General features: G+C 32.8%; 24 protein-coding genes. 1 reads left to right on the forward strand and 23 read right to left on the reverse strand.

The window, feature by feature from the left end:
• Window positions 1-57 precede the first annotated feature (57 nt).
• The 7 genes from QBK95_RS16100 to QBK95_RS16130 all read right to left on the reverse strand — a co-directional run bounded on the left by QBK95_RS16100 (window position 58) and on the right by QBK95_RS16130 (window position 5234).
• Window positions 58-636: a YdeI/OmpD-associated family protein gene (locus tag QBK95_RS16100; RefSeq protein ID WP_280935574.1), complete on the reverse strand. Its 579-nt coding sequence runs from the start codon at window positions 634-636 to the stop codon at window positions 58-60.
• Window positions 637-753: 117 nt separating this feature from the next.
• Window positions 754-1623: a hypothetical protein gene (locus tag QBK95_RS16105; RefSeq protein ID WP_280935575.1), complete on the reverse strand. Its 870-nt coding sequence runs from the start codon at window positions 1621-1623 to the stop codon at window positions 754-756.
• Between the two features lie 306 nt (window positions 1624-1929).
• A complete protein-coding gene (locus QBK95_RS16110; protein WP_280935576.1) occupies window positions 1930-2460 on the reverse strand; it encodes a GNAT family N-acetyltransferase in 531 nt (176 codons plus the stop codon).
• Between the two features lie 54 nt (window positions 2461-2514).
• A complete protein-coding gene (locus tag QBK95_RS16115; protein ID WP_280935577.1) occupies window positions 2515-2838 on the reverse strand; it encodes a hypothetical protein in 324 nt (107 codons plus the stop codon).
• A gap of 35 nt (window positions 2839-2873) precedes the next feature.
• Window positions 2874-3314 (reverse strand): SRPBCC family protein, encoded by a 441-nt coding sequence (locus QBK95_RS16120; protein WP_280935578.1) that lies wholly within the window; start codon window positions 3312-3314, stop codon window positions 2874-2876.
• A 95-nt stretch (window positions 3315-3409) separates the two neighbouring features.
• Entirely contained in the window at window positions 3410-4051 is a 642-nt protein-coding gene (locus QBK95_RS16125; protein WP_280935579.1) for a class I SAM-dependent methyltransferase, read from the reverse strand.
• A 19-nt stretch (window positions 4052-4070) separates the two neighbouring features.
• Entirely contained in the window at window positions 4071-5234 is a 1164-nt protein-coding gene (locus QBK95_RS16130; RefSeq protein WP_280935580.1) for a LapA family protein, read from the reverse strand.
• Between the two features lie 339 nt (window positions 5235-5573).
• Here QBK95_RS16130 and QBK95_RS16135 point away from each other — a divergent pair, with 339 nt between their 5' ends.
• Window positions 5574-7211 carry an ABC-F family ATP-binding cassette domain-containing protein gene (locus QBK95_RS16135; RefSeq protein WP_280935581.1) on the forward strand — a complete coding sequence of 546 codons (1638 nt, stop codon included), beginning with the start codon at window positions 5574-5576 and terminating at the stop codon, window positions 7209-7211.
• A 10-nt stretch (window positions 7212-7221) separates the two neighbouring features.
• On the opposite strand, the gene ahr is transcribed toward QBK95_RS16135, so the two are convergent.
• From ahr to QBK95_RS16215, 16 genes are all read right to left on the reverse strand, one after another.
• Complete coding sequence (gene ahr / locus QBK95_RS16140; RefSeq protein WP_280935582.1) at window positions 7222-8229, reverse strand: NADPH-dependent aldehyde reductase Ahr; 1008 nt, start codon at window positions 8227-8229, stop codon at window positions 7222-7224.
• A 66-nt stretch (window positions 8230-8295) separates the two neighbouring features.
• Window positions 8296-9228: a carbon-nitrogen hydrolase family protein gene (locus tag QBK95_RS16145; protein WP_280935583.1), complete on the reverse strand. Its 933-nt coding sequence runs from the start codon at window positions 9226-9228 to the stop codon at window positions 8296-8298.
• Window positions 9229-9249: 21 nt separating this feature from the next.
• Window positions 9250-9939 (reverse strand): alpha/beta fold hydrolase, encoded by a 690-nt coding sequence (locus QBK95_RS16150; RefSeq protein ID WP_280935584.1) that lies wholly within the window; start codon window positions 9937-9939, stop codon window positions 9250-9252.
• A gap of 219 nt (window positions 9940-10158) precedes the next feature.
• Entirely contained in the window at window positions 10159-11199 is a 1041-nt protein-coding gene (locus QBK95_RS16155) for a zinc-dependent alcohol dehydrogenase family protein (RefSeq protein ID WP_280935585.1), read from the reverse strand.
• Between the two features lie 2 nt (window positions 11200-11201).
• Window positions 11202-12008 (reverse strand): hypothetical protein, encoded by an 807-nt coding sequence (locus QBK95_RS16160; protein ID WP_280935586.1) that lies wholly within the window; start codon window positions 12006-12008, stop codon window positions 11202-11204.
• Window positions 12005-12820 (reverse strand): arginase family protein, encoded by an 816-nt coding sequence (locus QBK95_RS16165; RefSeq protein ID WP_280935587.1) that lies wholly within the window; start codon window positions 12818-12820, stop codon window positions 12005-12007. Before QBK95_RS16165 ends, QBK95_RS16160 begins: the two co-directional genes overlap by 4 nt.
• Window positions 12820-14460, reverse strand: a complete 1641-nt coding sequence (locus QBK95_RS16170; RefSeq protein WP_280935588.1) for a M1 family metallopeptidase — start codon at window positions 14458-14460, stop codon at window positions 12820-12822. Before QBK95_RS16170 ends, QBK95_RS16165 begins: the two co-directional genes overlap by 1 nt.
• 15 nt (window positions 14461-14475) lie before the next feature.
• Window positions 14476-15411: an alpha/beta hydrolase gene (locus QBK95_RS16175; RefSeq protein ID WP_280935589.1), complete on the reverse strand. Its 936-nt coding sequence runs from the start codon at window positions 15409-15411 to the stop codon at window positions 14476-14478.
• Window positions 15412-15453: 42 nt separating this feature from the next.
• On the reverse strand, window positions 15454-16794 hold the full coding sequence (locus QBK95_RS16180; protein ID WP_280935590.1) for a M28 family peptidase: 1341 nt from the start codon (window positions 16792-16794) through the stop codon (window positions 15454-15456).
• Window positions 16795-16936: 142 nt separating this feature from the next.
• Window positions 16937-17614 carry a hypothetical protein gene (locus QBK95_RS16185; RefSeq protein ID WP_280935591.1) on the reverse strand — a complete coding sequence of 226 codons (678 nt, stop codon included), beginning with the start codon at window positions 17612-17614 and terminating at the stop codon, window positions 16937-16939.
• Between the two features lie 115 nt (window positions 17615-17729).
• The gene (locus tag QBK95_RS16190) at window positions 17730-18374 is read right to left on the reverse strand and encodes a hypothetical protein (RefSeq protein ID WP_280935592.1); all 645 of its coding nucleotides are present in this window, start codon (window positions 18372-18374) and stop codon (window positions 17730-17732) included.
• A gap of 208 nt (window positions 18375-18582) precedes the next feature.
• Window positions 18583-20400 carry a T9SS type A sorting domain-containing protein gene (locus QBK95_RS16195; protein ID WP_280935593.1) on the reverse strand — a complete coding sequence of 606 codons (1818 nt, stop codon included), beginning with the start codon at window positions 20398-20400 and terminating at the stop codon, window positions 18583-18585.
• Window positions 20401-20478: 78 nt separating this feature from the next.
• Window positions 20479-22203 carry an amidohydrolase family protein gene (locus tag QBK95_RS16200; protein ID WP_280935594.1) on the reverse strand — a complete coding sequence of 575 codons (1725 nt, stop codon included), beginning with the start codon at window positions 22201-22203 and terminating at the stop codon, window positions 20479-20481.
• A gap of 24 nt (window positions 22204-22227) precedes the next feature.
• Window positions 22228-22740: a hypothetical protein gene (locus QBK95_RS16205; RefSeq protein WP_280935595.1), complete on the reverse strand. Its 513-nt coding sequence runs from the start codon at window positions 22738-22740 to the stop codon at window positions 22228-22230.
• Window positions 22683-23096 carry a TolB-like translocation protein gene (locus QBK95_RS16210; RefSeq protein WP_280935596.1) on the reverse strand — a complete coding sequence of 138 codons (414 nt, stop codon included), beginning with the start codon at window positions 23094-23096 and terminating at the stop codon, window positions 22683-22685. Before QBK95_RS16210 ends, QBK95_RS16205 begins: the two co-directional genes overlap by 58 nt.
• 71 nt (window positions 23097-23167) lie before the next feature.
• Window positions 23168-24328, reverse strand: a complete 1161-nt coding sequence (locus QBK95_RS16215; protein ID WP_348637345.1) for an MFS transporter — start codon at window positions 24326-24328, stop codon at window positions 23168-23170.
• Window positions 24329-24334 lie beyond the last annotated feature (6 nt).

Raw genomic sequence — 24334 nt, forward strand, 5'->3', positions numbered from 1 at the left:
TACTGTTTTTTTTAATGGTGAAAGATGCTACTTTTCTACCGTTTTTTTAGATGAATTTTACCTGCCGTTTTCTCTACTTTTAATGTTTGCTTTACAAAGCCGTATGATTTCGGTAATTCTTTTATCTCTTGTTTCTTGACGTTTTGCTTGATTAAGCCAATAAAGATAGCTTTTACGGTAGCTAGGACTGAAATTGTTGTAATTGTTAAAAGCTATTGGATTTTTATTAAAAGCTTTTTTGAGATCTTCTGGAATGACTCCATTTTCTACATCATCCAACGCTGTCCAGGAGCCATTATTTTTTGCATTTGCGATAACATCAATTCCACTTTGATGGATTAGTCCTTCTTTATTGAGGTCAACAATATAAGTTTTGTTTAGTTTACTCCATACACTTTTAGGTTTACGTGGACAGAAATATTGCCTTCTCTTTTCTTCATCTAATTTCTTAACGGTTGAGTCTATCCAACCATAACAAAGAGCTACTTTAACAGCTTCTTCCCACCGCATACTAGGTTGTTTACTTTCTACCTTATAAAAAATCAAATATACTCCATCGGATGAAGCATGATTTTCATGAAGCCAAACACGCCATTCTTTATCATTTTTGAAGTACAATTCGGGTTTAGGAACCATCAGAAAAACTTAAATATTTATGTAAGATCAAGTTACAAATTTTTGATAAAATAAATAAACCCATTGTATCATGAATAGTGATACAATGGGTAATGAATTTTTGTGTAATATGCTCTATTAGTAGAACCTTGTATAAGCTCTGAAATTACCTGTGTTATATGGTCGAGTTCTTTTTACTTGTCGCTCTGTGTTTGTAGAGGTATAGTAATAGTAATACCAGTATCCATTTGGTAAATCATATTGGTACTTTAATACCCATTTCCAATTACTAAATGGCCAAGAGGCTGTGTTTTCCCAAGCATAGAATTGTAACCTGGTTAATCCGCATACTACATTGGTACGTGTATAGGTGTCATCAAGTTCTTTCCAATCACCACCATAGTAAGAGCTTCTGGTTAATGAATTCCATAATCCATTATCACAGAATCTAATATCTGTTGGAGTAGAGGTAACAGGAACACCTCCACAATATGAATTCATAAAGTTGGTAGCACCGATATCATAACAAGCTTTTTGAGTAGAGAAACCTGAATAATTAGGATCATTGATCTCAAATAAGTTCCCGTTTCTTTCAATATCTCTGCCAGATTGTTGTATCTCAGAATCTTTTGCAGTTTTTGCTATACGTTCTGGAACTGGTATTGAAGATTTTGTTAAAGAAACAAAAAGATTAAAAGGTGACTGATCAATACTGTGTAGGCTTTCCTCTACATTTTTAGCAGCATCACCATATAAGGATTCTGCAATGATCATTTCGTCTTCGTCACCCAATGCGATAAAGCGATATTCGTGTCCGTTTTTTTGAATTTTGGCTACATCAAAAGAAGTTTGACTCAGTTCATCTACATAGGCTGCATTTTTTGTAGGTGAAGGGTTTACTTCTTGCAATTGCTCATCTGGTAACTCTTCTTCTCTGTCTTCACAAGCTACAAATACTACTCCAAGAGCCATGGTAATGGCAAGTGTTTTAAAAATTGATTTTTTCATAATTAATGGTTTTAAAAGTATGTAATAATTTAATCAGGTATTCCGGAACTTTACCTTTGTGGGAACAAATCTACAGCGTAAGTTACTGTTAATCAAGAAGTAAATAACGGTTTGTGTATAGGTGTATGACGGATAGTGAAAGGGTTTTTTTCCCTGATTTAAAGATTTAGAATATGTGTAGAGAGGTTGTATAGTCTAAAAATATACCTTCTATTATAAGTTAAATGCTAAAAAGTAGAGGTTATCCTATAAATATTACTAATACTCAAAAAAGTGAAGCAGTAAATAATCAATTGATGGTTTTTATCATAATGATAGTCTAAAACCAAAAACTGCAAGTTCTCCTTGTTTGAAATCTAGGTCTTTAGATCTTTTAAAGCCAAGATTCTCATACATTTTCCATGCCACTTGCATAGATACTGTAGAATGTATTATTAACTGTTTTTGCTTTTCTTCTTTTGCACGATCAATACAATAGGTTGTTAGCAATTTACCAATACCTTTTCCTCTGATAGTTGGGTCAACGGCCAGCAGTCTAAAACCAGCAGCGTTCTTTTCTTGTGTAGCAATACCGCCAGAACCATAATACTGCATGTCGCTAAAATAAACTACTCCGCCTACAATTTTTCCCGTTGCAGAAACAGCAATTAATAATCTGGTTTTCGGTTTTTTTGTTAAACTTCCTATATTATAAAGTGTTTTATAATACTCAGGCTGTTCTTTTTGATCAGGAAACCCTTCTAACTGAGAATACACTTGTACCATTAATTTTCCGATTTGGAGAAATTCATCGGGTTTTGCATCTCTTATTAAATATTCTTGTTGATCTATACTCATATGTAATATTAGCTTAGTAACAGTTATTTATGTTAAAAAAAGGCTAGATGATCATTATTTAGGTTCTAACGACATTACATAATCATAGCTTTCATTAAGATATACTGCCAGCGTATCCAGATCATCCCACATATTTTCTGGAATCAAAATATATCCTTTCATGGTAGCTCCATATGATTTGTATAAGGTAGTAGGAAATTCTTCTATATATTTTTGTTGTATTTCTTTAGAAAATCTAATTCCTATTTCGCCCGCTTTATTAAACAAAGAAAACATGTATCCATTAGCAGATGTATAAGGCATTGTTTTACCCTTTCTTTCGAATCTAGGACATTTGTCAACTAATTGATCATAGATTGCTAGTTTTTCTTTCCACATTTGTTTGAGTTTATTAATTAAGATGTATGCGTTTTTTACTGCTTTTCTACAAATTCTTTAAAATTATTCATCCACTTTTCTGCTGGTTTTTTATATGCACTAGGAAATAGGATTGCCATAAGTTTTGGCATGATCCAATTGATTCTGGTATATTCAAATTCATACTCATATCTAGTTGTATTGGCATCTAGAGCAATAAAGGAACATTTCATCGTATTATCCATATGAATATGATGATAATGAGCCTCGAACGTATCAGGAAGATTATTTACGGTTATAGTTTCTGTTAATTCCATCTCATGTGAACCATGGGTATAATACATTTTAGAAACGGCTCCATCTTGACTTTCAGTTCCACTAATCAATTCTTTTCTAATAAAGCCTTCTTGGTATTCACCTAAGTATTTAGGGTTAGCGAATAACTCAGCAACTAGAGATTGTGGTTTATTGATGTCTTTGTATCCTTTGAATTTCATGACAAATGATTTTTACAGATTGAAAAAAAACAGATCTGATACTAAGATAATTATATTTTCTTTATCCTTTTACATTGCATTGTGACCTAATTCTTTTAACCGCTATCGTTTTTTCTTGCTATAAGAATAGTATGTATTTCGATGGTTCCATCTTTTTTAGGGTAGTCTTTGTGTATTATATGTATTGTAGAGAATTGAAATGTAGTTAGTTCTTTTTTTAGATGGTTTATATTGTGATAATTAAAATACACTTGATCACCACTGCTACCAGTTTGATAACCAGAATCTCTATGATCTCCTTCTACAAAACTTATATATAGAATTCCTTGATCAAGTAATAGATTTGCACAATCTTTTATAAAACCTATACGATCTGATATAGATATATAAGGCAAATAAAAGCCACAAATAATACCATTAAATTTGGATTTTAGTGTGTTAATTCGCCTGCCATCCATAACTTTAAAACTAACAGAAGGATTGTTCTTTTGTGCTAGTTTTACCATGTTAGGAGCAATGTCGATTCCAATAATATGAGCATCGGGTCTTTTTAATACTAAGTGCTTAGTAATATTACCAGGACCGCAACCTATTTCGAGAATAAATGGATTTGTATGGCTTAATTCATTACAAAAAAGAGTATATGTATCATTATATAAGTCTATATCCCTGAATACTTCCTCATATAATGAGGCTATCTTGTTATAGGTTTCGAATGTCTTTTTATAAGGATTCATGGCTAAAAGATATGAAACATTATTTTCCTGCTTTACTAGTTTTTAAATGTTCCAGATACCTATCCTTAAGCGTCTCACATGCAACTTTAAAATCTGTTCTAAAGAGCTCGTTATATTTTCCAAAAATCGTGGTATCATTCTTAAGCATATATGCGTATGCTTCATATGCCGTAATTGTGTCTAATCCGTTGATTTCTTTTATGATATTTTCTACGCTCTTTCTGGTTTGATCTATTTTTTCGGGATTATTTTCATCTTTTGCCTTTTTATATATAACTAACGTGAGGTATATTTTTATCATCTGTGGGGTACCATAATTATGTAATAACTCTATAGAGCGATTGCAAGCCAGATTTACACCATCTGCGTATATTTTATTATGAGAACTATTATAGAGGTTAAGATTAGCCAAAGCAATATCGGACCATGTATTTGCTGATATTTGTAACTTACTATCATATTCATTCGCTAAAATGTTAATAGATGAGTAATCCAGTTTGTCGTATGCGACTCCAATGATTTTTCCGAATATATTGGTCTGCTTTTTGGCATCTTTTGTTTGCTCCAGACTTTTGTCGATAATAGATTTTAGACTTTCTTTAGAATAATTAGATTGTAATTCATTAATCTCATCTTGGATATCCTTTGTTTCTTCTAGTGCGGCAATTCTCCGTTCAGTGTCCATATTTTCCATAAAGATGCGTTCTAATAAAATTCTACTCCACAAATAGCTAATAAAAAAACCTCCGAAAAAATAAAAAATTAATGTAGATGCAATGATAGAATATCCTAAGGGCGCATTAGTGAATCCAGAAGATAGTTTTTCTGCTAAGCCCCCAATTAGCTCAAAAACTTCTTTGGATTCTACTAATCCCACCCCGACAATTATTTTTGTTAACCAATCGGATAGTTGTTCTAAATTACTATTAGATTTTACACCTTCTGTGATGTTTTCTTGTAATGTTCTTGGGATTCCGAAAATAAACCCAATTAATGCTCCTACAGAGAAACTGGCTAGCATAACCATGGATAGGGTAGATAGTACTGTTGTCCAATGCGGTTCAGAAATAATGGAATAAAGTATTAAGAGTATAAACCCAAAAATTAGTAGTGTGCCAGGAATGATAAAACTCCATTTGGCTTCCATTTTCTTTTGACCTGTAAGTTTAGTAAGTGCTCCCATAATCGACAATTTTGTGTATACGTAATTTGTATTGCTAATTTTGAGAAGCAATACACTTTGTTTACAATTAAAAATGAGGGGAGTTAACCTATGGGTTTTTAAATATACGAATTTTTTCAAAAACAACAATGTAACTATTTGTAAATATGAGGATTAGGTTTTTTTTTGTAAATGGTTTTAAAACTTATAAAATGATTTTTAAACTAAAAAGAATGCCAAGAATAATCACATTAAGGACTGCCACTGTTTTGGTTTTTAGAAGATTTAATGTCTATTATGTAATTATTCCTTTGCAGTGATCTGCTTTTTTATAGTTTTGCATTTTTAAAGAAAAATAATATGATTTCTGTAGATGGAATTGCAGTAGAGTTTAGTGGTGAAACATTGTTTAATAATGTTTCTTTTGTGATTAATGAAAATGATAAAATTGCCCTTATGGGTAAGAATGGTGCAGGAAAATCTACAATGATGAAGATTATTGCAGGTGTACAAAAAGCAACCAGAGGAAATATACGTTATCCCAAAGAAGCAGTGATCGCATATCTACCGCAACATTTACTTACTGATGATGACTGTACTGTATTTGAAGAAGCTTCGAAAGCATTTGTTCAGATTCAGGAAATGCAGCAAGAAATGGATCGTCTTAATAAGGAGTTAGAAACTCGTACAGATTATGATTCTAATGAGTATATGGGCATTATTCAGAAGGTTACCGATCTAGGAGAAAAATTCTACGCCATAGAAGAGGTAAACTATGATGCCGAAGTAGAGAAAGCATTACAAGGGTTAGGTTTTAAAAGAGAAGATTTTACAAGACCAACTAGTGAGTTTAGTGGTGGTTGGAGAATGCGAATTGAACTTGCCAAAATTTTATTACAAAAACCAGATTTGATTCTTTTGGATGAGCCTACTAATCACGTAGATATAGAATCTGTAATATGGTTAGAAGATTTTTTACTTAATAAAGCAAAGGCCGTTATTGTAATATCTCATGATAAAGCATTTATAGACAATATTACGAATAGAACGATTGAAGTTACTATGGGTAGAATCTATGATTATAAAGCGAATTATACCCATTACTTGCAACTTAGAGAAGAGAGAAGAACACACCAGATAAAAGCGTATCAAGAGCAGCAAAAGTTTATTGCAGATACTAAAAGTTTTATTGAAAGATTTAAAGGGACCTATTCTAAAACGAATCAGGTTAATTCTCGTGAACGTATGCTGGAGAAGTTAGATATTATAGAGATCGATGAGGTAGACACTTCTTCTTTAAAACTAAAATTTCCACCAGCTGCTCGCTCTGGAGATTACCCAGTAATTGCCAAAGATTTGTCTAAACAATATGATGAACATATTGTTTTTAAAAATGCCAATCTGTCTATCGCTAGAGGAGAAAAAGTTTCTTTTGTGGGAAGAAACGGAGAAGGAAAATCCACTATGATTAAAGCGATTATGGGAGAGATTGATTTTGAAGGAGAATGTAATTTGGGGCATAACGCAAAAGTGGGGTACTTTGCACAAAATCAAGCTTCATTATTAGATCCTGATCTAACGGTTTTTCAGACAGTTGATGAGGTAGCGAAAGGAGATGTGAGAACGCAGATCAAAAACATTCTAAGTCAGTTTATGTTTGGAGGAGATAATATTGATAAGAAGGTAGGTGTGCTTTCTGGAGGAGAAAGAACACGATTAGCGATGGTGAAATTACTTCTAGAACCTGTTAATGTGTTAATCTTAGATGAGCCTACCAATCATTTAGATATAAGATCTAAGGATGTACTAAAAGAAGCATTATTAGCTTTTGATGGTACCTTGATACTAGTATCTCACGATCGAGATTTCTTAAGAGGGTTATCAAATAAGGTATTTGAGTTCAAAGAAAAAAGAGTTATAGAACATTTTGAAACCATAGACGATTTCTTAGTTCGAAATCGAATCGAAAACTTGAAAGAAATAGATTTAAAAGCATAGAGGTATTTCTCTAAATTTTTAATACAATTCTATACCGTGCTTTTCCGTCTTCAAGATGTTTTAAAGCCTCATTAACATTAGCCAAAGGAAACTCTTCTGTAATCGGATAGATATTATGTCTGATACAAAACTCCAACATTTTTCGGGTGAGAGCAGGACTTCCTAAAGGGCTTCCTGATATCGACTTTTCTCCACCAGTTAATCCAAAAGCAGGTATGGCCATAGGTTCTAATACAGCTCCCACATTATGAAAAGTACCTTTTGGAGCCAGAGCTCTTAGATATCCTGACCAATTAAGGGTAACGTTGGTCGTATTTAAAATAAAATCAAGGGTACCGTTGATCTCCTTTATTTCTGCAAGATCTCTGGAATTGACTACATTATGAGCACCCATTTTTAGGATGTCTTTTTTCTTTGACGGATTAGAGCTAAATGCAGTTACCTCACAACCCCATTTATTCAAGAATTTGATTGCAAGATGACCTAACCCACCAATGCCAATTACACCTACTTTGTCTGTTGGTTTTACATTGTTCATCAAAATAGGATTAAAAACAGTAATTCCTCCACACAATAATGGACCAGCTTTACTCATGTCGATTCCTTTTGGTAACGGAATCGCCCATGACCAATGACAGCGCACGTGATCCGCAAAACCTCCGTGACGACCTACAATGGTTTCTTCTTTAGTAGCACATAGATTATGACTTCCAGACATGCACTGATTGCAATGCATACAAGATTCTGAAAACCATCCTAATCCTACAAGATCTCCAGTCTTAATATTCTTTACATTAGATCCTGCAGCAATTACTTCACCGACTATTTCATGACCTGGAACGAATGGAAATTGTGTATTTCTCCATTCATTGTTAAGCATACTTAGATCAGAGTGGCAAATACCACAATAGTGTACTTTGATATCTACTTCTTCAATACCTACATCTGATAACTTATATTGAAAAGGTTTTAAAGAAGCTCCTGCTTCTTGCGCGGCATATGCTTTTACTGTCTTCATAAACGGTTTTATTTTGTGTTGCCTTTTAAAATGTTTTATAAAGATATGCTCAATCTTTATGTGATTTTATAGGTTATCGATTTCATTCTGTATGTCTGGTTGTCCATTTACTCTAAAATCAAACAGATCATTTCGGGCATAATGTCCTATTACATCAAAATCCAATTTACTTTGATTAATTTCATCCAGATCTAAAGTAGCTATCAAAGTACCATTTTCTCCAAATAGTGGTCCCGCAATTACTTCTCCAAGAGGTGAAACAATGATGCTGCCGCCTGGACAAATATCTTCTTGTTCATTTTCTACTAAAGACTGATACTTTTCAGGATACATCGATTTGGTGTAATATTGATTGCAACCAAGCACAAAACATCTTCCTTCTAATGCAATATGTTTCATTGTAGCTGTCCAAACTGATCTTGAATCCGCAGTAGGTGCGATATAAACTTCTACTCCTTTCTGGTACATAGACATTCGGGCTAGTGGCATATAGTTTTCCCAACAAATAAGTCCTCCTAGCTTTCCGATATTAGTTTTAAAGGTAACTAAAGATTCTGAACCAGCTTCTGCCCAAATGAGTCTTTCAGTTCCTGTAGGTTTTATTTTTCTATGTACACCTAATAATCCAAGTGTAGGAGAAATATAAATCATAGAACAATATAGGCTACCATTAGTTTCTTGTTTTTCGGTTGCACCAATTACCATATAGATATTTTGCGAAGCAGATAATTCTTCTAATCTCTTTAGGTCATTACTTTGTAAATCAATACTGTTTTTATAATATTCAGCATATAAGTCTCTTCCTTCTGATGTTCTACGACCAACAGTAGCGCCAAAATCAAATCCTCTTGGATATCCAGGAATAAAAGATTCAGGAAAAACGATAAGTTCACAACCTTCTTGGCTGTATTTTTTTGTTAACGTTTCTATCTTGTCTATCGTTTTTTCTTTATCAAAGAAAACGGGACTATCTTGTATTAAACACACTTTTACAGGCATATTGATAGTTTTTGTTTTTCCTTAGTTTTTAATAAAATCTTGTATTGTTTTTGCTAAATCTGGAATGTTTGCCCGTTCTATTTGATGCGGACAATTCTCGAGAATTTGAAATTGGCCATTGGGAAAAGTATTACTAATTCTCTTTGATTCTTCTAGAGTTACCATGTTATCCAATGCACCTAAACAAACTAATGCTTTATGCTGTATCTTCTCAATTTCTTCATCCTTTAATGTAGGTGTATCTCCTAAGTTATTCATCATTTTGGCTGTCTGAAGTACTACTTCTTTCCAATAAGTGTCAGAATGTAAAGCTTTTAAATATTGAGCGAATTTTGGAACTTTTTGAGCTATTTTATCAGGATTTAGCATACGTACCTCTTGTCTAGAAAAATCTGGTGTCCAATCAAATTTTGTGCCTAGAGTAATTATTTTATGAACAATATCTGGATATTTTCTAGCGACATTGATGCCAACATAACCTCCCATACTATACCCAAAAACTATAGGATTTTCTAGCTGATGTTGTTCAATAAACGTTTTTGTGTTTTTTGTAAATAGATCAATACTAAAATCATTTTTTATTGGAATTCCACCATGTCCATCAAAATTAAATGTATAAACATTAAACTCTTTTTCAAGAATTGTTACTAGTTTTTCAAACTGGGTTTCACTTCCTAGTGCTCCGTGAAGTAATACGATGTTATTTTTCAATTGACTCGGTTTTACTATTATTTTGATTTAAGACTTATCACATAACCATAGTCTTTATCAAGATAGTTAGATACAATATTTATATCTTTTAATATCTATATCTCAGGAAATACTATTGTTATTAATTAGGGATAACACACAATGTATTCTTGTATGTCTTCATTTATAAAAATAAGGATTAATTTATATCATTGGTAATGGATTATTGTACATATTTGTTTAAAATGAGTTAATCACCTGAATACCTTTTGTATCGAATTTATTCATATTCGGTAATGCTATAATTGCTTGTTCTAAAGTAATGGTTTGTTGTATTAACTTCTCAGGATGAAGCTTACCATTCTTGATCATACTTAACATTTCGGGATATTTATATGCTTGCATGCCATGGCTACCTATAATTTCTAATTCATCAGCTAATACTTTATCCATAGGAATTTTTGGATGTTGATGATCGTCTGTCATTAAACCTACTTGAATATGTTTGCCTTGTTTTCTTAGATTGGAAATAGAATTAAAACAGGTAGTTGCACTCCCTAATGCATCAACAGATACATGTGCTCCTCCATGGGTTATAGATTTTATGTGTGTAACAATATCTGTTTCATTGGCAGCATTGATAGTTTGTGCAGCACCAAGTTCTTTAGCAAAACTCAAAGTTTCTTCATTGATATCAATTGCTATTACCTGAGCACCAAGTGCATTAGCAATCATAATAGCCGATAATCCAACACCTCCACATCCATGGATTGCTACATATTGACCAGCAGTTACTTTTCCTTGTTCTACAATTGCCCTAAATGAAGTGATAAATCTACATCCTAGTGTTGCTGCGGTAACGTCACTTATTTCCTCAGGTAGTTTTACCAAGTTTGTATCTGCATAATCGATAGCTACATATTCTGCAAAAGATCCCCAATGTGTGAATCCTGGTTGTGATTGATGATCACATATCTGGTGGTTGCCAGAAGTACATTGTAGACAAATACCACATCCACAAACGAATGGTACGGTAACCCGATCACCAACTTTAAAATTATGAACATCTTTTCCTATATCTGTTACAACTCCAGCTAATTCATGTCCTGGAACGTGTGGTAGTTCGATATCCTGATCATGTCCCATCCATCCGTGCCAATCACTGCGACATAAACCAGTAGCTTTTACTTGAATAACAACTCCATTTTTCGATGGAGTAGGATCTTTTATATTTTGGATCGTTAAGGGGCCTTTAAATGATTCATAAACAATAGCTCGCATACTTAATTTATTTGTAAGGAATCCAGAAATGGTTTCATTTCCAGAAGATCAATATCATCGTGTTTGCGCAATTCTCTCAGAAACCATCCTTTATGACCAGCTCCATAAATAATTAACATTCTTTTTCCTTGATAACGGTATTTTTCTAATGCTTTCTCAATATTCCAATAGTGAGCTATATTGATATTTTCCCAACCACCTAAACCAAGCTCTACATTAAACAATTTATTATAAACCTGTAAACTAATATCCTGAATGCTATCATAGGTATTTGTATGAATAAAATAAGGATTATTGACTTTACCAGTCATTTTATAAACAGAATCGGAATGTTTGTTTGCATTTTGATATGTTTTCCAATCATCTGTTCTGGCAGTATCTTTACTAATTGCTCTAAGTTTTTGACTACGTTCCTGAGCCATTGGTAAGGTCCATCCAGCAGTAGGAATAATTTCAAAATCCATTTCTTTGGTTAATGGAAAAACAACATCCACATATTCGGGAAAACGCATAACACGTGGTTCAGAAATACTATCATCTCTTTTGAATCCCAACATAGCTTCTTGAAAACGATCTGGAGGGATTTCGGCTAATATGTAATCTGGATTAATCTTTCTGATCAATTTTTCTAAATAAGATATATTGTAAATACTATCTGTGCGATGACCTCCATGAATAGTACCCAAAACCAATACTTCGTTTTTTTGTTTTTCTTGTGTAGTGGTATTTTTAGTATTAAAAGATTCATTACAACCTACTATAAGAAACAAAGAAAATAATAAAACTAGGTGTTTTAGATTTGAGCTCATTGTTCGTTTTTCATCAATAAATTAATAATTCCTTCTATCGGTTGTAATTCTGAAATATTTGCAGTTATAGATTCTAACACACTACTGCCTACAACAGTAAAGTTTTCTTGTAATGCTTTAATACATTCTTCTGCTTTTGATATTGTCACTCCATCGGGTACTTGATAATACGTTTTGTCATAATCATTTGGTTCCAGACAATCAAAGTCAAAATGTACATATAGGTTGGTGATTTTTTTAGATTGTAAAGTGTTTACCAGCCTTTCGATATTGGTTTTTTTTGGGGCGTAAATTTCATCTTCATTAATTCGAATTTGCTCTGTATCATCAATATCTCGAACACCTACATAATGAATTTGTGAGCTTTTAATCGTAGAAAATAGTAGCGAATCCATATGATCAGACCCTTCACCTAAAAGGGTTCGCAGAGGCATCCCATGAAAATTACAACTAGGCGAATCACAAGGCTTGTTAATATCTGCATGTGCATCAAACCATATAACACCCAGATTGGGATATTTCTTATTTAGATATGATACAGGAACAATTTCTAATCCACAATCTCCACCAATTGTAGTAGTGGTCATGGGTTGTTTTTCTTCTAGATTCTTTTTTAATCTTGTAAGTTGTTCCGTAATGGCATCATAATTATTGATATCATGTTTTTTGACACCATTTTTCCCAGCGGGGATATCGGATAAGTCAATATGCACAAATTCTGGATCATTTAGATAATCCAATATGGTTTTTGCACCATCTTTAATAATCTCTCCATTACCAGATCCTTGCCATTGCGGAAAGTAGATTTTCATTATATTGATTTTGATTTCACATAAAAGTTTGGATCGACATCGATTTCTTTGGCTTTAACATTTAATGTCTGCCATGCAGCATTAGGTTTTACCCATTTGTCTTTTCCATCAATTTTTAGTCGAACAGGCATATCAAAACCATCAACAATATCCACATACCTATATTTTAATCCCTGATCATCAAAGCCATACTCTAATGTTGGTATTCTAGTATCTCTTAGATATTGATTAAAGAAAGCACTTAGATCAATATTTGCTTTGGTACTTAGATAATCTTCAATTTGTTTCGTTGTAACTGTTTGATGGTAAAAATCTTTATTTAGTCCTCTTAATATAGCTCTCCATTTCTCATCATCTTCTATTAATTGTCGTAAGGTATGTAACATATTAGCACCTTTGTAATACATATCACTCGAACCTTCATGGTTCACATCATATGTACCGATAATAGTTTTATCATTTCTAATACCTCTACGTGTACCAATTACATATTCAGAAGAAGCTTTCTTACCATAATGATAATCAAGAAATAAGTTTTCTGAATATGCTGTAAAACTCTCATGAATCCACATATCAGCAATATCTTTATAAGTTATGTTGTTTGCAAACCACTCATGACCTGATTCGTGAATAATAATAAAGTCGAATTTTAATCCCCATCCTGTTCCCGAAAGATCATTTCCTAAATATCCATTTACGTATTTGTTACCATAAGTTACAGAACTTTGATGTTCCATTCCTAAATATGGAGCTTCAACTAATTTAAAACTATCTTCATAAAAAGGATAAGGGCCAAACCAATGTTCGAAAGATTTCATCATTTTTGGTGCATCCTTAAACTGTTCTTTAGCTGCTTCTAAATTATCACGTAACACATAATAATCCATATCTAACGTTCCTTTTTCTCCAGCATATTTTTCACCAAAATGAACATAATCTCCGATATTAATATTTACTCCGTAGTTGTTAATCGGGTTTTGTACAAACCAATGAAATGTTTTAGTCTTATCATCACGTTCTTCAATGTTGCGAAGACGTCCATTAGAAATATTCATTAGATCTTTAGGCACAGTAACGCTTACTAACATACTATCCACTTCATCATACATATGATCTTTATTAGGCCACCAAACACTGGCTCCTAATCCCTGACAAGAAGATGCTACAAAATGTTTACCATTGGCATCTTTTTTCCATGAAATTCCACCATCCCAAGGTGCTCGAACTGCTACTTTCGGTTTTCCACTATAATATACATCTAAGGAATTAACAGTTCCTTTTTTTTGCTTTTTATCTAAGGTTATAAAATGTGCATTTCCGTCTGAAGTAACTTTTAATTTTTTTCCATCTTGTATTACTTTTTCAATAACTAGAGGTGATTGAAGATCTATTTGTAATAAATTGTGATTTTCTAGCACTTTATATTGAATCGTGTTTTTTCCCTGGATAGATTTATCATCTGGGTCTACTGAGATATCTAAATGATAATATGTGAGGTCCCACCAGGCACGTTCTTCTGTAATAGAACCTCTTAATGTATCTTGTCTTGTAAATTGTGGTTGCTGATCAAAAAGAGATGTTTGTGAAAATAACGGTGATAATGCACAAACTAAACCTATTGTTAAGAAAAATCTATTCATTTTTTTAATTTAAAATTATTGTAATAAAAACCCTAATGGAATATGAACTCTTGCGTTCCAGCTTTTTTCATTGTGAGCAGCACCTTCAAACTTTTTAGTTATCCAGTTTTTGCCTTCTGTATATCCCTTATCGATCATCATTTGATCCACTTGTTTCTGAAATGGTTCATATTGAGCATCTAAGGTTTCTGTCCCAAAATCAAAGTATATCTTATGCGATTTGGGATCTGGTAGGGTAGAAGGTAATGTTTTCATATATGCTTCTCCTAAAACGGGAATGGGCCAATGTGTAGAAACACATCCTGCAGCGCCAAATACATCTGGATATTTACATATTGCGTATAAGGAAATTAATCCACCCATTGAGGAACCCATTATTGAAGTATCTTCCAATTTTGTAGATACGTTATAGGTTTTGTCAATAAAAGGTTTTAATTCTTCTACTAAGAATTTTAGATACTCATCAGAGTACAAATCATCAAAACCAGTGTTTTGTTTTAAAGCAGCCTTTACTTCGGGACTACTGGTAAGTTCGGCAGGAGTTTCGGGCATATATTCCGAAAAACGTTTTTTTACTGTATTCCAAGGAGCAACAACGATTGTGTTTTTAATTTTTCCGATTTTGATCAAACTATCAATAGCTTCATCTACACCCCAATCAATACCAGTATAAGATGTTTTTGGATTAAAAACATTTTGCCCATCATGCATATACAATACTTTATATTTAGTCGTTGCAGTAGCATTATACCCTTTGGGAAGAAACACTTCTACGTTTCTTGGAATTACATATTGTGATTTGAAATTTTCATGAATTATAATTTCACTTTCTGGGTTAAGCATATGGTTATTAAAAACTTCTGCAACTAATTTTTTTTCAGAAACTGATTTTTCTTTACAAGAAATAATACATAGAAGAACAAAGAATACTACTGTTTTTAAAGCTTTCATTTGATATATAGGTTTGGTTATTATGGTTAATAAAAATATAAGTTATCGTCTAAATACTCCAGAAGGAAATACAACGGGGCTCTCGTGACCATTTTTTCCAACAGTAGCTATTCCAAAAAAGTAATTATCAATAACGATACCATCTAATGTGAAACCATCTACATCTCCAACAAAGCGACTATGATCCCAAGTTGGTGAAGTAGTATCTCTCCAATAGATTTTATACCCTTTTATGTTGGAGTCATTGATTTTTTTCCATTTAAATTTAGCTGAAGGTTCTACAATACCGCCTATTTTAACTTCTGTAGGAGCTGGAGGAGCCCACGCCATACTAGCTAAATTAATTGCATTTACAGCTGTAAGTTTAGCGGCATAATCAAAATTAACGTGCTCGACTACATCACCATATTTGATTCCATTTTCTTCTCTTATATCCTGATGTTGCTGTGTATAATTTTCATGAGCTTCCATAATTCGAATTCCAGCAAAACCAGCATCGTTAAAGGGTCTATGATGACCTCCACGACCAAATCTATCCAGACGATAGATCATCATTGGATTCATCTCTGGCATATACGTTTTAGTGGTTTTATGAATATATCTTGCCAGTTGGCGAGAGATGCCATCCACTTCTCCTCCATAAAAACGCCTTTGATTCACAGCTTTTTTATCATCGGTGAGATTGGTAGGTTCAGAAAAAATTCTAAATGTTCTGTTATCAATCACACCATCAACTCCTTTGATATTACCAATCATATCATTATTCATGATTCCAATGATTTCCCAATTATTTTCTTTGGCATAGTTAGCTAATCCTTTTCCTCCAAACAGGCCTTGTTCTTCGCCAGACAATCCAACATAAATGATACTATTTTCAAATTTGTATTTAGATAAAACTCTGGAAGCTTCTATGGCACCAGCCATACCACTTGCATTATCATTGGCTCCTGGAGAATCATCTGTATAATTAGTAGGATCAGTGATACGAGAATCAATATCTCCGCTCATCATAATAAATCGATTAGGATATTTAGTACCTCTCTGTATCGCTACTACATTTACGACCATAACATCGTTCACTATACGTTGATTGGTTCCTTTTTTTACTAAGTCTTTTTGATAAAAAACTTCTAAACAACTATTACATTCTTTAGATACTTTATCAAACTCAGATTTAATCCATCTTCTTGCAGCTCCAATTCCTCTGGTGTTAGAAACTGTATCACTTAACGTATGACGTGTTCCAAAACCAGCTAGTTTTTTGATATCTGTTTCAATTCTATCCGCTGAAACGGCATTAATAATATCATAGATTCTTTGATCGGTTTGCGCTATTAAAATGGTAGTAAATAAAAGTAATGTTGAGGTAAGCAGTGTCTTCATGTGAGTTAATTTGATCGCCTAATTTAATTAAAAGAGAACATTAGGTACTGCTTCTTAACAAATTTATAAGATCAAGGAGATAATTAAGATTTCTAAGAAAAAAATCTAATGCTTTATCAAAGCATCAGGTTTTACCTTTTTACTATTTGTTGAATTTTGTTTTTTCCTTGGATAAAGTTTCTGTGATTGCTGCATTTATCGAAGAGAAAAGGTTCTCGTATTTAGGTGGAGTTTTCCATTTTCCATTTATTTTTTCCAATGAAAAGGAAAAGTCTTTATATAACAGTGAATTATCGTTGAGATTTACTATAGTAGAATGGATCGTACAATTTCCTGATCTTCCAGTTTCAATCATACTGTAATAAGAGACTAATAAACCATAGTTAACGTTTATTATTAATAATTCGTCAATATTGTATTTAGTTTTTAACTCTCTTATATCATGTTTAGCATATTTGTTAGCTTTTTTATCTTTTGGAACTTCGAACTTTTTGAAGTTATTAAAATTGATACTATCCTTTATCAGGATTAAATCTTTCCCTTTAGTACTATAAGTGTTTTTGTATAAATCCTGAATTCTTTGTTTTGCATTCAGCTGTTGATCTACAATTTTAAGTGGTTCTTTGTATTTGATTCCTTGTGTCAAGGCAAGGTCTATAATACCTTGATTACCAGTTCTACTTGCATTAATTTCGTTTATGTTTAATAATAATCCTACTTTAGAATTTGACTCATAATAATTACTGCTTAATGGAATTTTTGCAGCGCAACTTGATAACAGTATGGTAACTAAAATAAACAATGTAAGTTTAGTTTTCATGTTTTAAAATTTAATTTTTTGGTGATTATTTTTTTATTTGATTATAAGTATAGTATCGTGATGGTGAATACTATGTTTAAAATGTTGAAGAAAATCTATTTCATCTTTTGTACAATTATAATCGTATCGTTGCTCCAACATATAGATCTATACCAGTTCCGTTGAAATCATTAACATCTCTTTCTGTTGTTTGTGACTTACTTTCATAACTAACATTGTAATATTTTAAGCCAATAACATAACCAACTCTATTTCCTCCTCTGAATTCGTATTCTGTTAAAAAATGTATTCCAGAAGCGTTTTCATATTTAAAATCACCTTCGCCTAATCCAATGCTTTCGGCGTCAAATTTTATGGTACCATTAAGATAAAAACCATAACCTGTACCAATATTGATGCTATGATCGCGATTGGCATTTAATGCAATAAGATATTTGAATGTGGGTAAAATTGTTATTCTATCAAATGATGTAGAAACATTTGTTAACCTTGGTCGGAGTTGACTAAACTGGTATCCAATATTAGCGCCTAATTCGAATTGATTATTTAATACATAACTACCACCAATACTAAGACTCCATCCGCCACCGCCACTAATGGTAGATGCGTCATTATTCTGATCAAAAAAGAGATCAATGTTTTTAAACCCAAATCCGAGTCCACATTGAAAATCTAGTTTGAAATAATTTTTGTTGGAATTTGTTTGCCCTGTCAGCATACTGGAAACACACAAGGCAATCAGTACAATTACTTTTTTCATTTTTGTTTTTTTCTGTTAGATGGGTGCAAAAATATCTTCAGAATAAAAACTTGAACTAACGGTTTTTGGTGATTTTGGTTTTACGTAAAATCACTTTGGGTATTTAGTTGTGTTGTAAGTAATTATGGAATGATTGTAATTAGAAATTAGCATATGATTAGGTAAAATATACCATTGCTGATTTATTATTTGGGAGTGTAGACTAAAGTCATTCTACTTTGACAAATTTATAAGACCACGAACTGGTTTCATCTGTAAGTGATAAAATATAGATTCCTGGGCTTAGATCAGCAACCATAATCTTGTTCGATTCTTTGCCTTGAGATAATTTCTTACCACTTAGGTCATAAATTGTAAACGTGTAATTTCCATTGGATGTAGAGAAATTAATAACTTCTCGTACTGGATTAGGATATGTCATTGGTGTAGGTTGGTCTTCGATATCTTCAATTCCCAAGGTGCTACTAAATTCTGAAGCACCAAGATCGATAGTATTTACAAAACGATTATTTCCATTATAGTCAGTAGTCCCATGTGTCGTAATTGTTCCGTTTGGAGGAAAATTTGTATCCCAAAAAGCATCTGTCCAGGTTGTGATGTCGGTTTGGTTACTGCCAGCATCAATCACAGCAGTAGATACTGCTTGGATATCCAAATTGCCTATGTCAGGATCTGTATAATTCGGATTTTGAGTTATGGATGTGCCAGGAGCTGATCCCGAAATAGAACTTCCCCACCATAGATTTGTTCCCCAAGAATTATTAGTGTTCGAACTAGGATTAAAATTTTCATGACATTCTGAGGTAGAAGCTTCTCCAAAGAAAATATTATTGGCAACACGACTGTTTTTTACCCGACTTTGAAAAACCACTTCGCTTCCCCATCCTTTGTTTTTATAAAAAGAATTATTGTAAATATAGATCCTAACTGCATCACCGCCACCTCCATTTGGATCATCTTCGGTTTCAGAATATCCACCAGTAATGACTCCATTTTCTTTATTATTATACACATAATTATTGATCATTAAGATATCTGAAGTTTCTCGGAAACGATTTTCACTTCCAAACTCAAAACCTAAGTCATTTTCTGCGGATAAATTGCTATCAAAAATGATATTACGACCACCATCTACATAGAATCCACCAGCATTTCCTTCATCTGCATTGATTTCTGATTGATACCATGGATTTGCAGGTACACCTAACGAAGGGTTTCCGAAAATCGTATTTCGGATAGATCGATTACCACTTACAATACCATTTCTGGCTTGATTATCATCGCCACAAGCAGAACATACGTCATCTTCAAAACCAATGAAGTCAAAACCAATATTATTATTGTCATGCACATAGTTGTCTATTACTTTAAATCCATTTACGTTTCCGTTTATGGTAAAAGATTCGCTTGATGAGGTAACACATTCGTATACTTCATTACCAATTAATTCTATATTTTGAATTCCTGCAGTAGTATCACCATAAATTGCAATTCCATTTGCTCCAGGGCCACAACCACTATTTTGAGTACATGTAGAAAAGTTCTTTATATCGTGAATCTTATTGTTTCGTATAATCAAGTTACTACAAGTGCCTTCTACTAAAATTCCTATGGGAGTGCTATTGTCATTATTTACTGGATTTGGTGTTTGATAGTTTTGTAATTCGAAACCATCTATGATGAGATAACTTGCTCCAGAAATGGTGATCAATCCTTTTCTTCCGTTAGGAGTTATAGAACTTCCGTCTACAATTACATTTCCGATAGCTTGTACAGTAATTGGATTACCAGATGTGCCCGAGTCTGCATTGCCATCAAATGTTACAATCTCTGTGTAAGTCCCTGCTTCTACATTTAGTACATCGCCAGCATTTAGTTGGTCTACAGCATATTGTATTGTTTTCCATGGGAACCCTTGTGATCCGTCATTATTGTTATTACCATTTATATCAGATACATAATAGGTGTTTTGGGCAGATATTGTAAAAAAGATAAAAGGAAATAGGAGGACGCATAAGTTTTTCATAACGGTTTAGGGTGTGAGTTATACCTATAACGTTAAAAAAGAGAAAAAAATATTCGATATCAATTTTGGTCTACCAATTTATCTTAGAAAAGTAACTTTAGAGATCTTTCCATCTGTTATTTCATAAATTGCAATTACACTAGAATACCTTTCTCCAAACCTTACATACTCTCTATCTACTACTTTATTACCTAATACAATTCGATTCTTAATCTCACAATATAAATTCGGCACACTTTCAAACATACTTTGAAACCTACTTTTCATTTGATCTTTACCTGATATAGAGGGTTCGTTTGGAAAATTAAATATCTCAATATTATCGGCGTACGTATCCATAAATGCATCAATGTTTCTAGCATTATATGCATTTACTTGTCGTTGTACAATTTGTTCAGGAGTTTCTTCTATTAATTTGTGGATATCAAGAACTTTTCCACTTTTGATAACTTCATTTATAGTGTTTAGGTTTTGAAGATCTTCTATAGGATTTTTATTAAGAATGACTAAATCTGCTAATTTCCCTTCAGTTATAGAACCTATTTTAGTATCAAGTCCAAATCCTTTTGCAGCATTAATCGTTGATGCCTTTATAATATCGATATTAGACATTCCCATTTTTTTCATGGTTTCTATTTCTTGTATATATGATGAAGCGTGCATAGTGCCAATATTACCTGCATCTGTTCCTGTTGCTATATTAACTCCTTCTTTAGAAAGTTTTTTTAGATTTACTGAAGAAATACTATCGCTTAAGATATATCTATCCTCTAACCATTGCCCATCTTTTCTTAGATTTAGAATTCTTTCAGGGATTTCATCGTCAGAAAATTTATTGATATCCGTCAGTGTTTTATATACAGCAGGATTGGCAAAAGTAAGATCTTGGTGATGATTACTTGGATTGGCAAGAAACGCTTTTCCATAATTTCTGGATACTATTAATGTTGGAATGTAAGTAACATTATTATCCTTCAATAGTTTTACAAACTCTTTATCTACCGTAGTATCTGTTACACTATGTACAAGGATATCTGCACCTGCTTTTATAGCTAGTTTAGCTGTATTAAGTTGTGTAGCGTGTACGGTAAGTTTAAGGTTGTTTTTATGAGTCAATTGAGCGATATGCTCTACAATTGGGAATGTCTTTTCGGCAGGGATATCATTACTGGCAATATACCAGATCTTAATAAAATCAGGTTTGTAAGCAATCATTTTATTAAATAATACTGTGGCTTCTTCTTTGGATGTTATTTTTTCAATAGGAATATCTTCCAGTTTAGAAAAAGCTTCTGGTTGATAGGGAGAAAATAAAGGTCCCGTAAGGTATACGTTTGGTGAGATATTATTTTTTGCAATACTATCTCTAACTTTAAAATTATAAAATGGGCCACCAACATCCATTACAGAAGTTATACCTAGTCTTAGATACCTTTTGAAATTATCAGGAATAATATCCTTAGCGAACTGTATCTCATCTTCATAAGAAAAAACATGCCTCATATCAATAGCATCAGGTCGGGTATATAAACTACCAGTTTGAAAAAAATGAATATGAGTGTCTACCATTCCTGGCATAATAAATTTATCAGATCCATCAATAGTAGTTGTATTTTGAGCAACTTGTATTTGCTTTGATGAAACCTTGGAGATTTTCTCTCCTTCGATTAGAATATTCTTTTTTGTTTCAATTTTTCCTGATTCTACGTTTATTACATTAATGTTCTTTATCAAAGTAGATTGAGAAAATGTTGAAATAGGACTAAGAATTAATAAACCAAAAAGAGTTAATAAATACTTCATTTAAATATATGTTTTGCGCGATTTTTATTTGTGTGATTTAGAAGCAACCAAAGTAAATAATGTACTAATATTATTGCTAGACATTCTTGTGATATTATCTAATTCTGGGTTTTTAAAAGTATGAAAAATGCTCCAGTCATTATCCGTTTTAGGGTTGAACTTGTATATGGTATTACCTTTTGCCATTAGAATATCTCCATTAATAAGCCAACATATATCTTCTGATTCGGGAATAACTTCTTTTATTCTTCGGGTTTCGCCAGTTTTCGGATTTAAAGATTTTATTTCCCATACTTCATTTTCTTTACTGATATAGCTTATAAGTTGAGAATTCGGAATTTTATGTAGCGATCTTCCAATTTTTTTCTGAATAGTGTTATTTGTTTTCTCTTTGATATTAGAAACCACCAATGATAACCCTCCTTCTTCAAGTACTGCAGAAACCACTATGTCTTTAGTGTACCAAGTATGATAACCAATCACAAGGTCCTCAATAAGAACTTGAGAATTACCCGTTTTATAATCATATTGATACAATAGCTGTTTGCCATTAGTATCCAGTCTGATAGCAGATATTGCTTTTTGATTTGGAGTTTGGTAGGAGAATATTCACCGCCTTGTTTTGTGTCAGAAATCCAATCTACTTTGGCATCTCTTATATTATATATGGCAATGTCGGTTTGTTTGTTTCTGGTCGAAGAAAAAAGAACAATATTATCGTTATAAAATGATGGCTGATTATCATACCCTTCATTATTAGAAATGTTTCTTTGATTACTAAGGGTAAGAGATCCTTCTTTTTCTATAATGTCGAATAGATAAACTTCGGAATTTGATTGTGCTGAAAGTACTACAACATGGAGAAATATGATGATTATAATGCTGTTTCGCATATTTTTTGTTTTCTAAAATACATTGAAATATCAAGGATTCTCTTAAGTATTTGTTAAGAGTAGTAAAGAGGTTATTTTCTAGAGGTATACAAACCAATAATAGGCCCAATGCTTAAAAATACATATAAAAATGTGGTATCAACTCTAGAAACTAAATAAGAAAGTAATTGTATACTTACAATAGTAATTGCAAATCCTATACAGTTTACGATGGTAAGTCCTGTTCCTCTTAATTCTGCGGGTGCTGCCGCTGCAACCAAGGTAGAAAATTGCGGAGAATCTGCGATAACGACCATTCCCCAGATACAAAGTAGTGTTAAAAATAATACAGGTGATAATTGAAAAAGGAGTGGAGACGAAATACAAAAAAGCGCAGAAACAATTAATGAATACCTGGCTACTTTTCTACTTCCAGTTTTTAGTGAGATATATCCACCGAGTATACACGAAAAAAAACCAATTGCTATAATAACAAAAGACCAAAATGATATAGGGAGCCCGACTTTATGTTGTTCTACGTATGTTTTGAGTATTACTGGAACGAATCCCCAAAAAGCATACAACTCCCACATATGTCCAAAATAACCCATAGCAGCTTTTCTAAAGCTAGCAATGCCAAAGAGTTCGGTAATAACTCCTAATTGAAGTTTAGAAACAGGCTTTCTATAGGGACCATTAGGAACTAATAAAAAAATCAAGAGCCCTCCAATACATGCTAAAAAACTTGTGGATTGTATAACAACTGTATAATCACTATTCCACGAGAGTTCTTTTAATAAGTGAGGTAGTGCGGTTCCCAGCACCAAAGCACCAACAAGATATCCCAAAGCTTTTCCTAATCCGTCTTTATAATAATCCGAAGCTATTTTCATTCCGACAGGATAGATACCTGCAAGAAAAAAACCAGTACCAAAACGCGCAGTTAATACGTTAACAACTGTAATATCAGGGATTAATAAAACAATATTACATAAAGCACCTAAGATCGCAGAAACAAAAAACACTCTCGAAGGAGGGAATCTGTCTACCAAAGTTAACAAAGCAAATGTCAATGTACCGACAATAAAACCAAACTGTACAGAAGATAAAAGGTATCCCAGAATATTGAATCCAACATTGAATTGAGAAGCAAAATCATCAATAACAGCATTTCCTGCAAACCATAAAGAGGTACAGAAAAATTGGGCTATAATAATTACTGGAAGTATATAAAATTTTGCTTTCAGGAGTATAAGATA

Source organism: Aquimarina mycalae (assembly GCF_029906345.1).
Taxonomy (GTDB): domain Bacteria; phylum Bacteroidota; class Bacteroidia; order Flavobacteriales; family Flavobacteriaceae; genus Aquimarina.

Bases quoted from the DNA above. Each gene is read 5' to 3' on its own strand.
- QBK95_RS16100 (WP_280935574.1), bottom strand. From the start codon at position 636: ATGGTTCCTAAACCCGAATTGTACTTCAAAAATGATAAAGAATGGCGT.
- QBK95_RS16105 (WP_280935575.1), bottom strand. From the start codon at position 1,623: ATGAAAAAATCAATTTTTAAAACACTTGCCATTACCATGGCTCTTGGA.
- QBK95_RS16110 (WP_280935576.1), bottom strand. From the start codon at position 2,460: ATGAGTATAGATCAACAAGAATATTTAATAAGAGATGCAAAACCCGAT.
- QBK95_RS16115 (WP_280935577.1), bottom strand. From the start codon at position 2,838: ATGTGGAAAGAAAAACTAGCAATCTATGATCAATTAGTTGACAAATGT.
- QBK95_RS16120 (WP_280935578.1), bottom strand. From the start codon at position 3,314: ATGAAATTCAAAGGATACAAAGACATCAATAAACCACAATCTCTAGTT.
- QBK95_RS16125 (WP_280935579.1), bottom strand. From the start codon at position 4,051: ATGAATCCTTATAAAAAGACATTCGAAACCTATAACAAGATAGCCTCA.
- QBK95_RS16130 (WP_280935580.1), bottom strand. From the start codon at position 5,234: ATGGGAGCACTTACTAAACTTACAGGTCAAAAGAAAATGGAAGCCAAA.
- QBK95_RS16135 (WP_280935581.1), top strand. From the start codon at position 5,574: ATGATTTCTGTAGATGGAATTGCAGTAGAGTTTAGTGGTGAAACATTG.
- ahr (WP_280935582.1), bottom strand. From the start codon at position 8,229: ATGAAGACAGTAAAAGCATATGCCGCGCAAGAAGCAGGAGCTTCTTTA.
- QBK95_RS16145 (WP_280935583.1), bottom strand. From the start codon at position 9,228: ATGCCTGTAAAAGTGTGTTTAATACAAGATAGTCCCGTTTTCTTTGAT.
- QBK95_RS16155 (WP_280935585.1), bottom strand. From the start codon at position 11,199: ATGCGAGCTATTGTTTATGAATCATTTAAAGGCCCCTTAACGATCCAA.
- QBK95_RS16160 (WP_280935586.1), bottom strand. From the start codon at position 12,008: ATGAGCTCAAATCTAAAACACCTAGTTTTATTATTTTCTTTGTTTCTT.
- QBK95_RS16165 (WP_280935587.1), bottom strand. From the start codon at position 12,820: ATGAAAATCTACTTTCCGCAATGGCAAGGATCTGGTAATGGAGAGATT.
- QBK95_RS16170 (WP_280935588.1), bottom strand. From the start codon at position 14,460: ATGAATAGATTTTTCTTAACAATAGGTTTAGTTTGTGCATTATCACCG.
- QBK95_RS16175 (WP_280935589.1), bottom strand. From the start codon at position 15,411: ATGAAAGCTTTAAAAACAGTAGTATTCTTTGTTCTTCTATGTATTATT.
- QBK95_RS16180 (WP_280935590.1), bottom strand. From the start codon at position 16,794: ATGAAGACACTGCTTACCTCAACATTACTTTTATTTACTACCATTTTA.
- QBK95_RS16185 (WP_280935591.1), bottom strand. From the start codon at position 17,614: ATGAAAACTAAACTTACATTGTTTATTTTAGTTACCATACTGTTATCA.
- QBK95_RS16190 (WP_280935592.1), bottom strand. From the start codon at position 18,374: ATGAAAAAAGTAATTGTACTGATTGCCTTGTGTGTTTCCAGTATGCTG.
- QBK95_RS16195 (WP_280935593.1), bottom strand. From the start codon at position 20,400: ATGAAAAACTTATGCGTCCTCCTATTTCCTTTTATCTTTTTTACAATA.
- QBK95_RS16200 (WP_280935594.1), bottom strand. From the start codon at position 22,203: ATGAAGTATTTATTAACTCTTTTTGGTTTATTAATTCTTAGTCCTATT.
- QBK95_RS16210 (WP_280935596.1), bottom strand. From the start codon at position 23,096: ATGCGAAACAGCATTATAATCATCATATTTCTCCATGTTGTAGTACTT.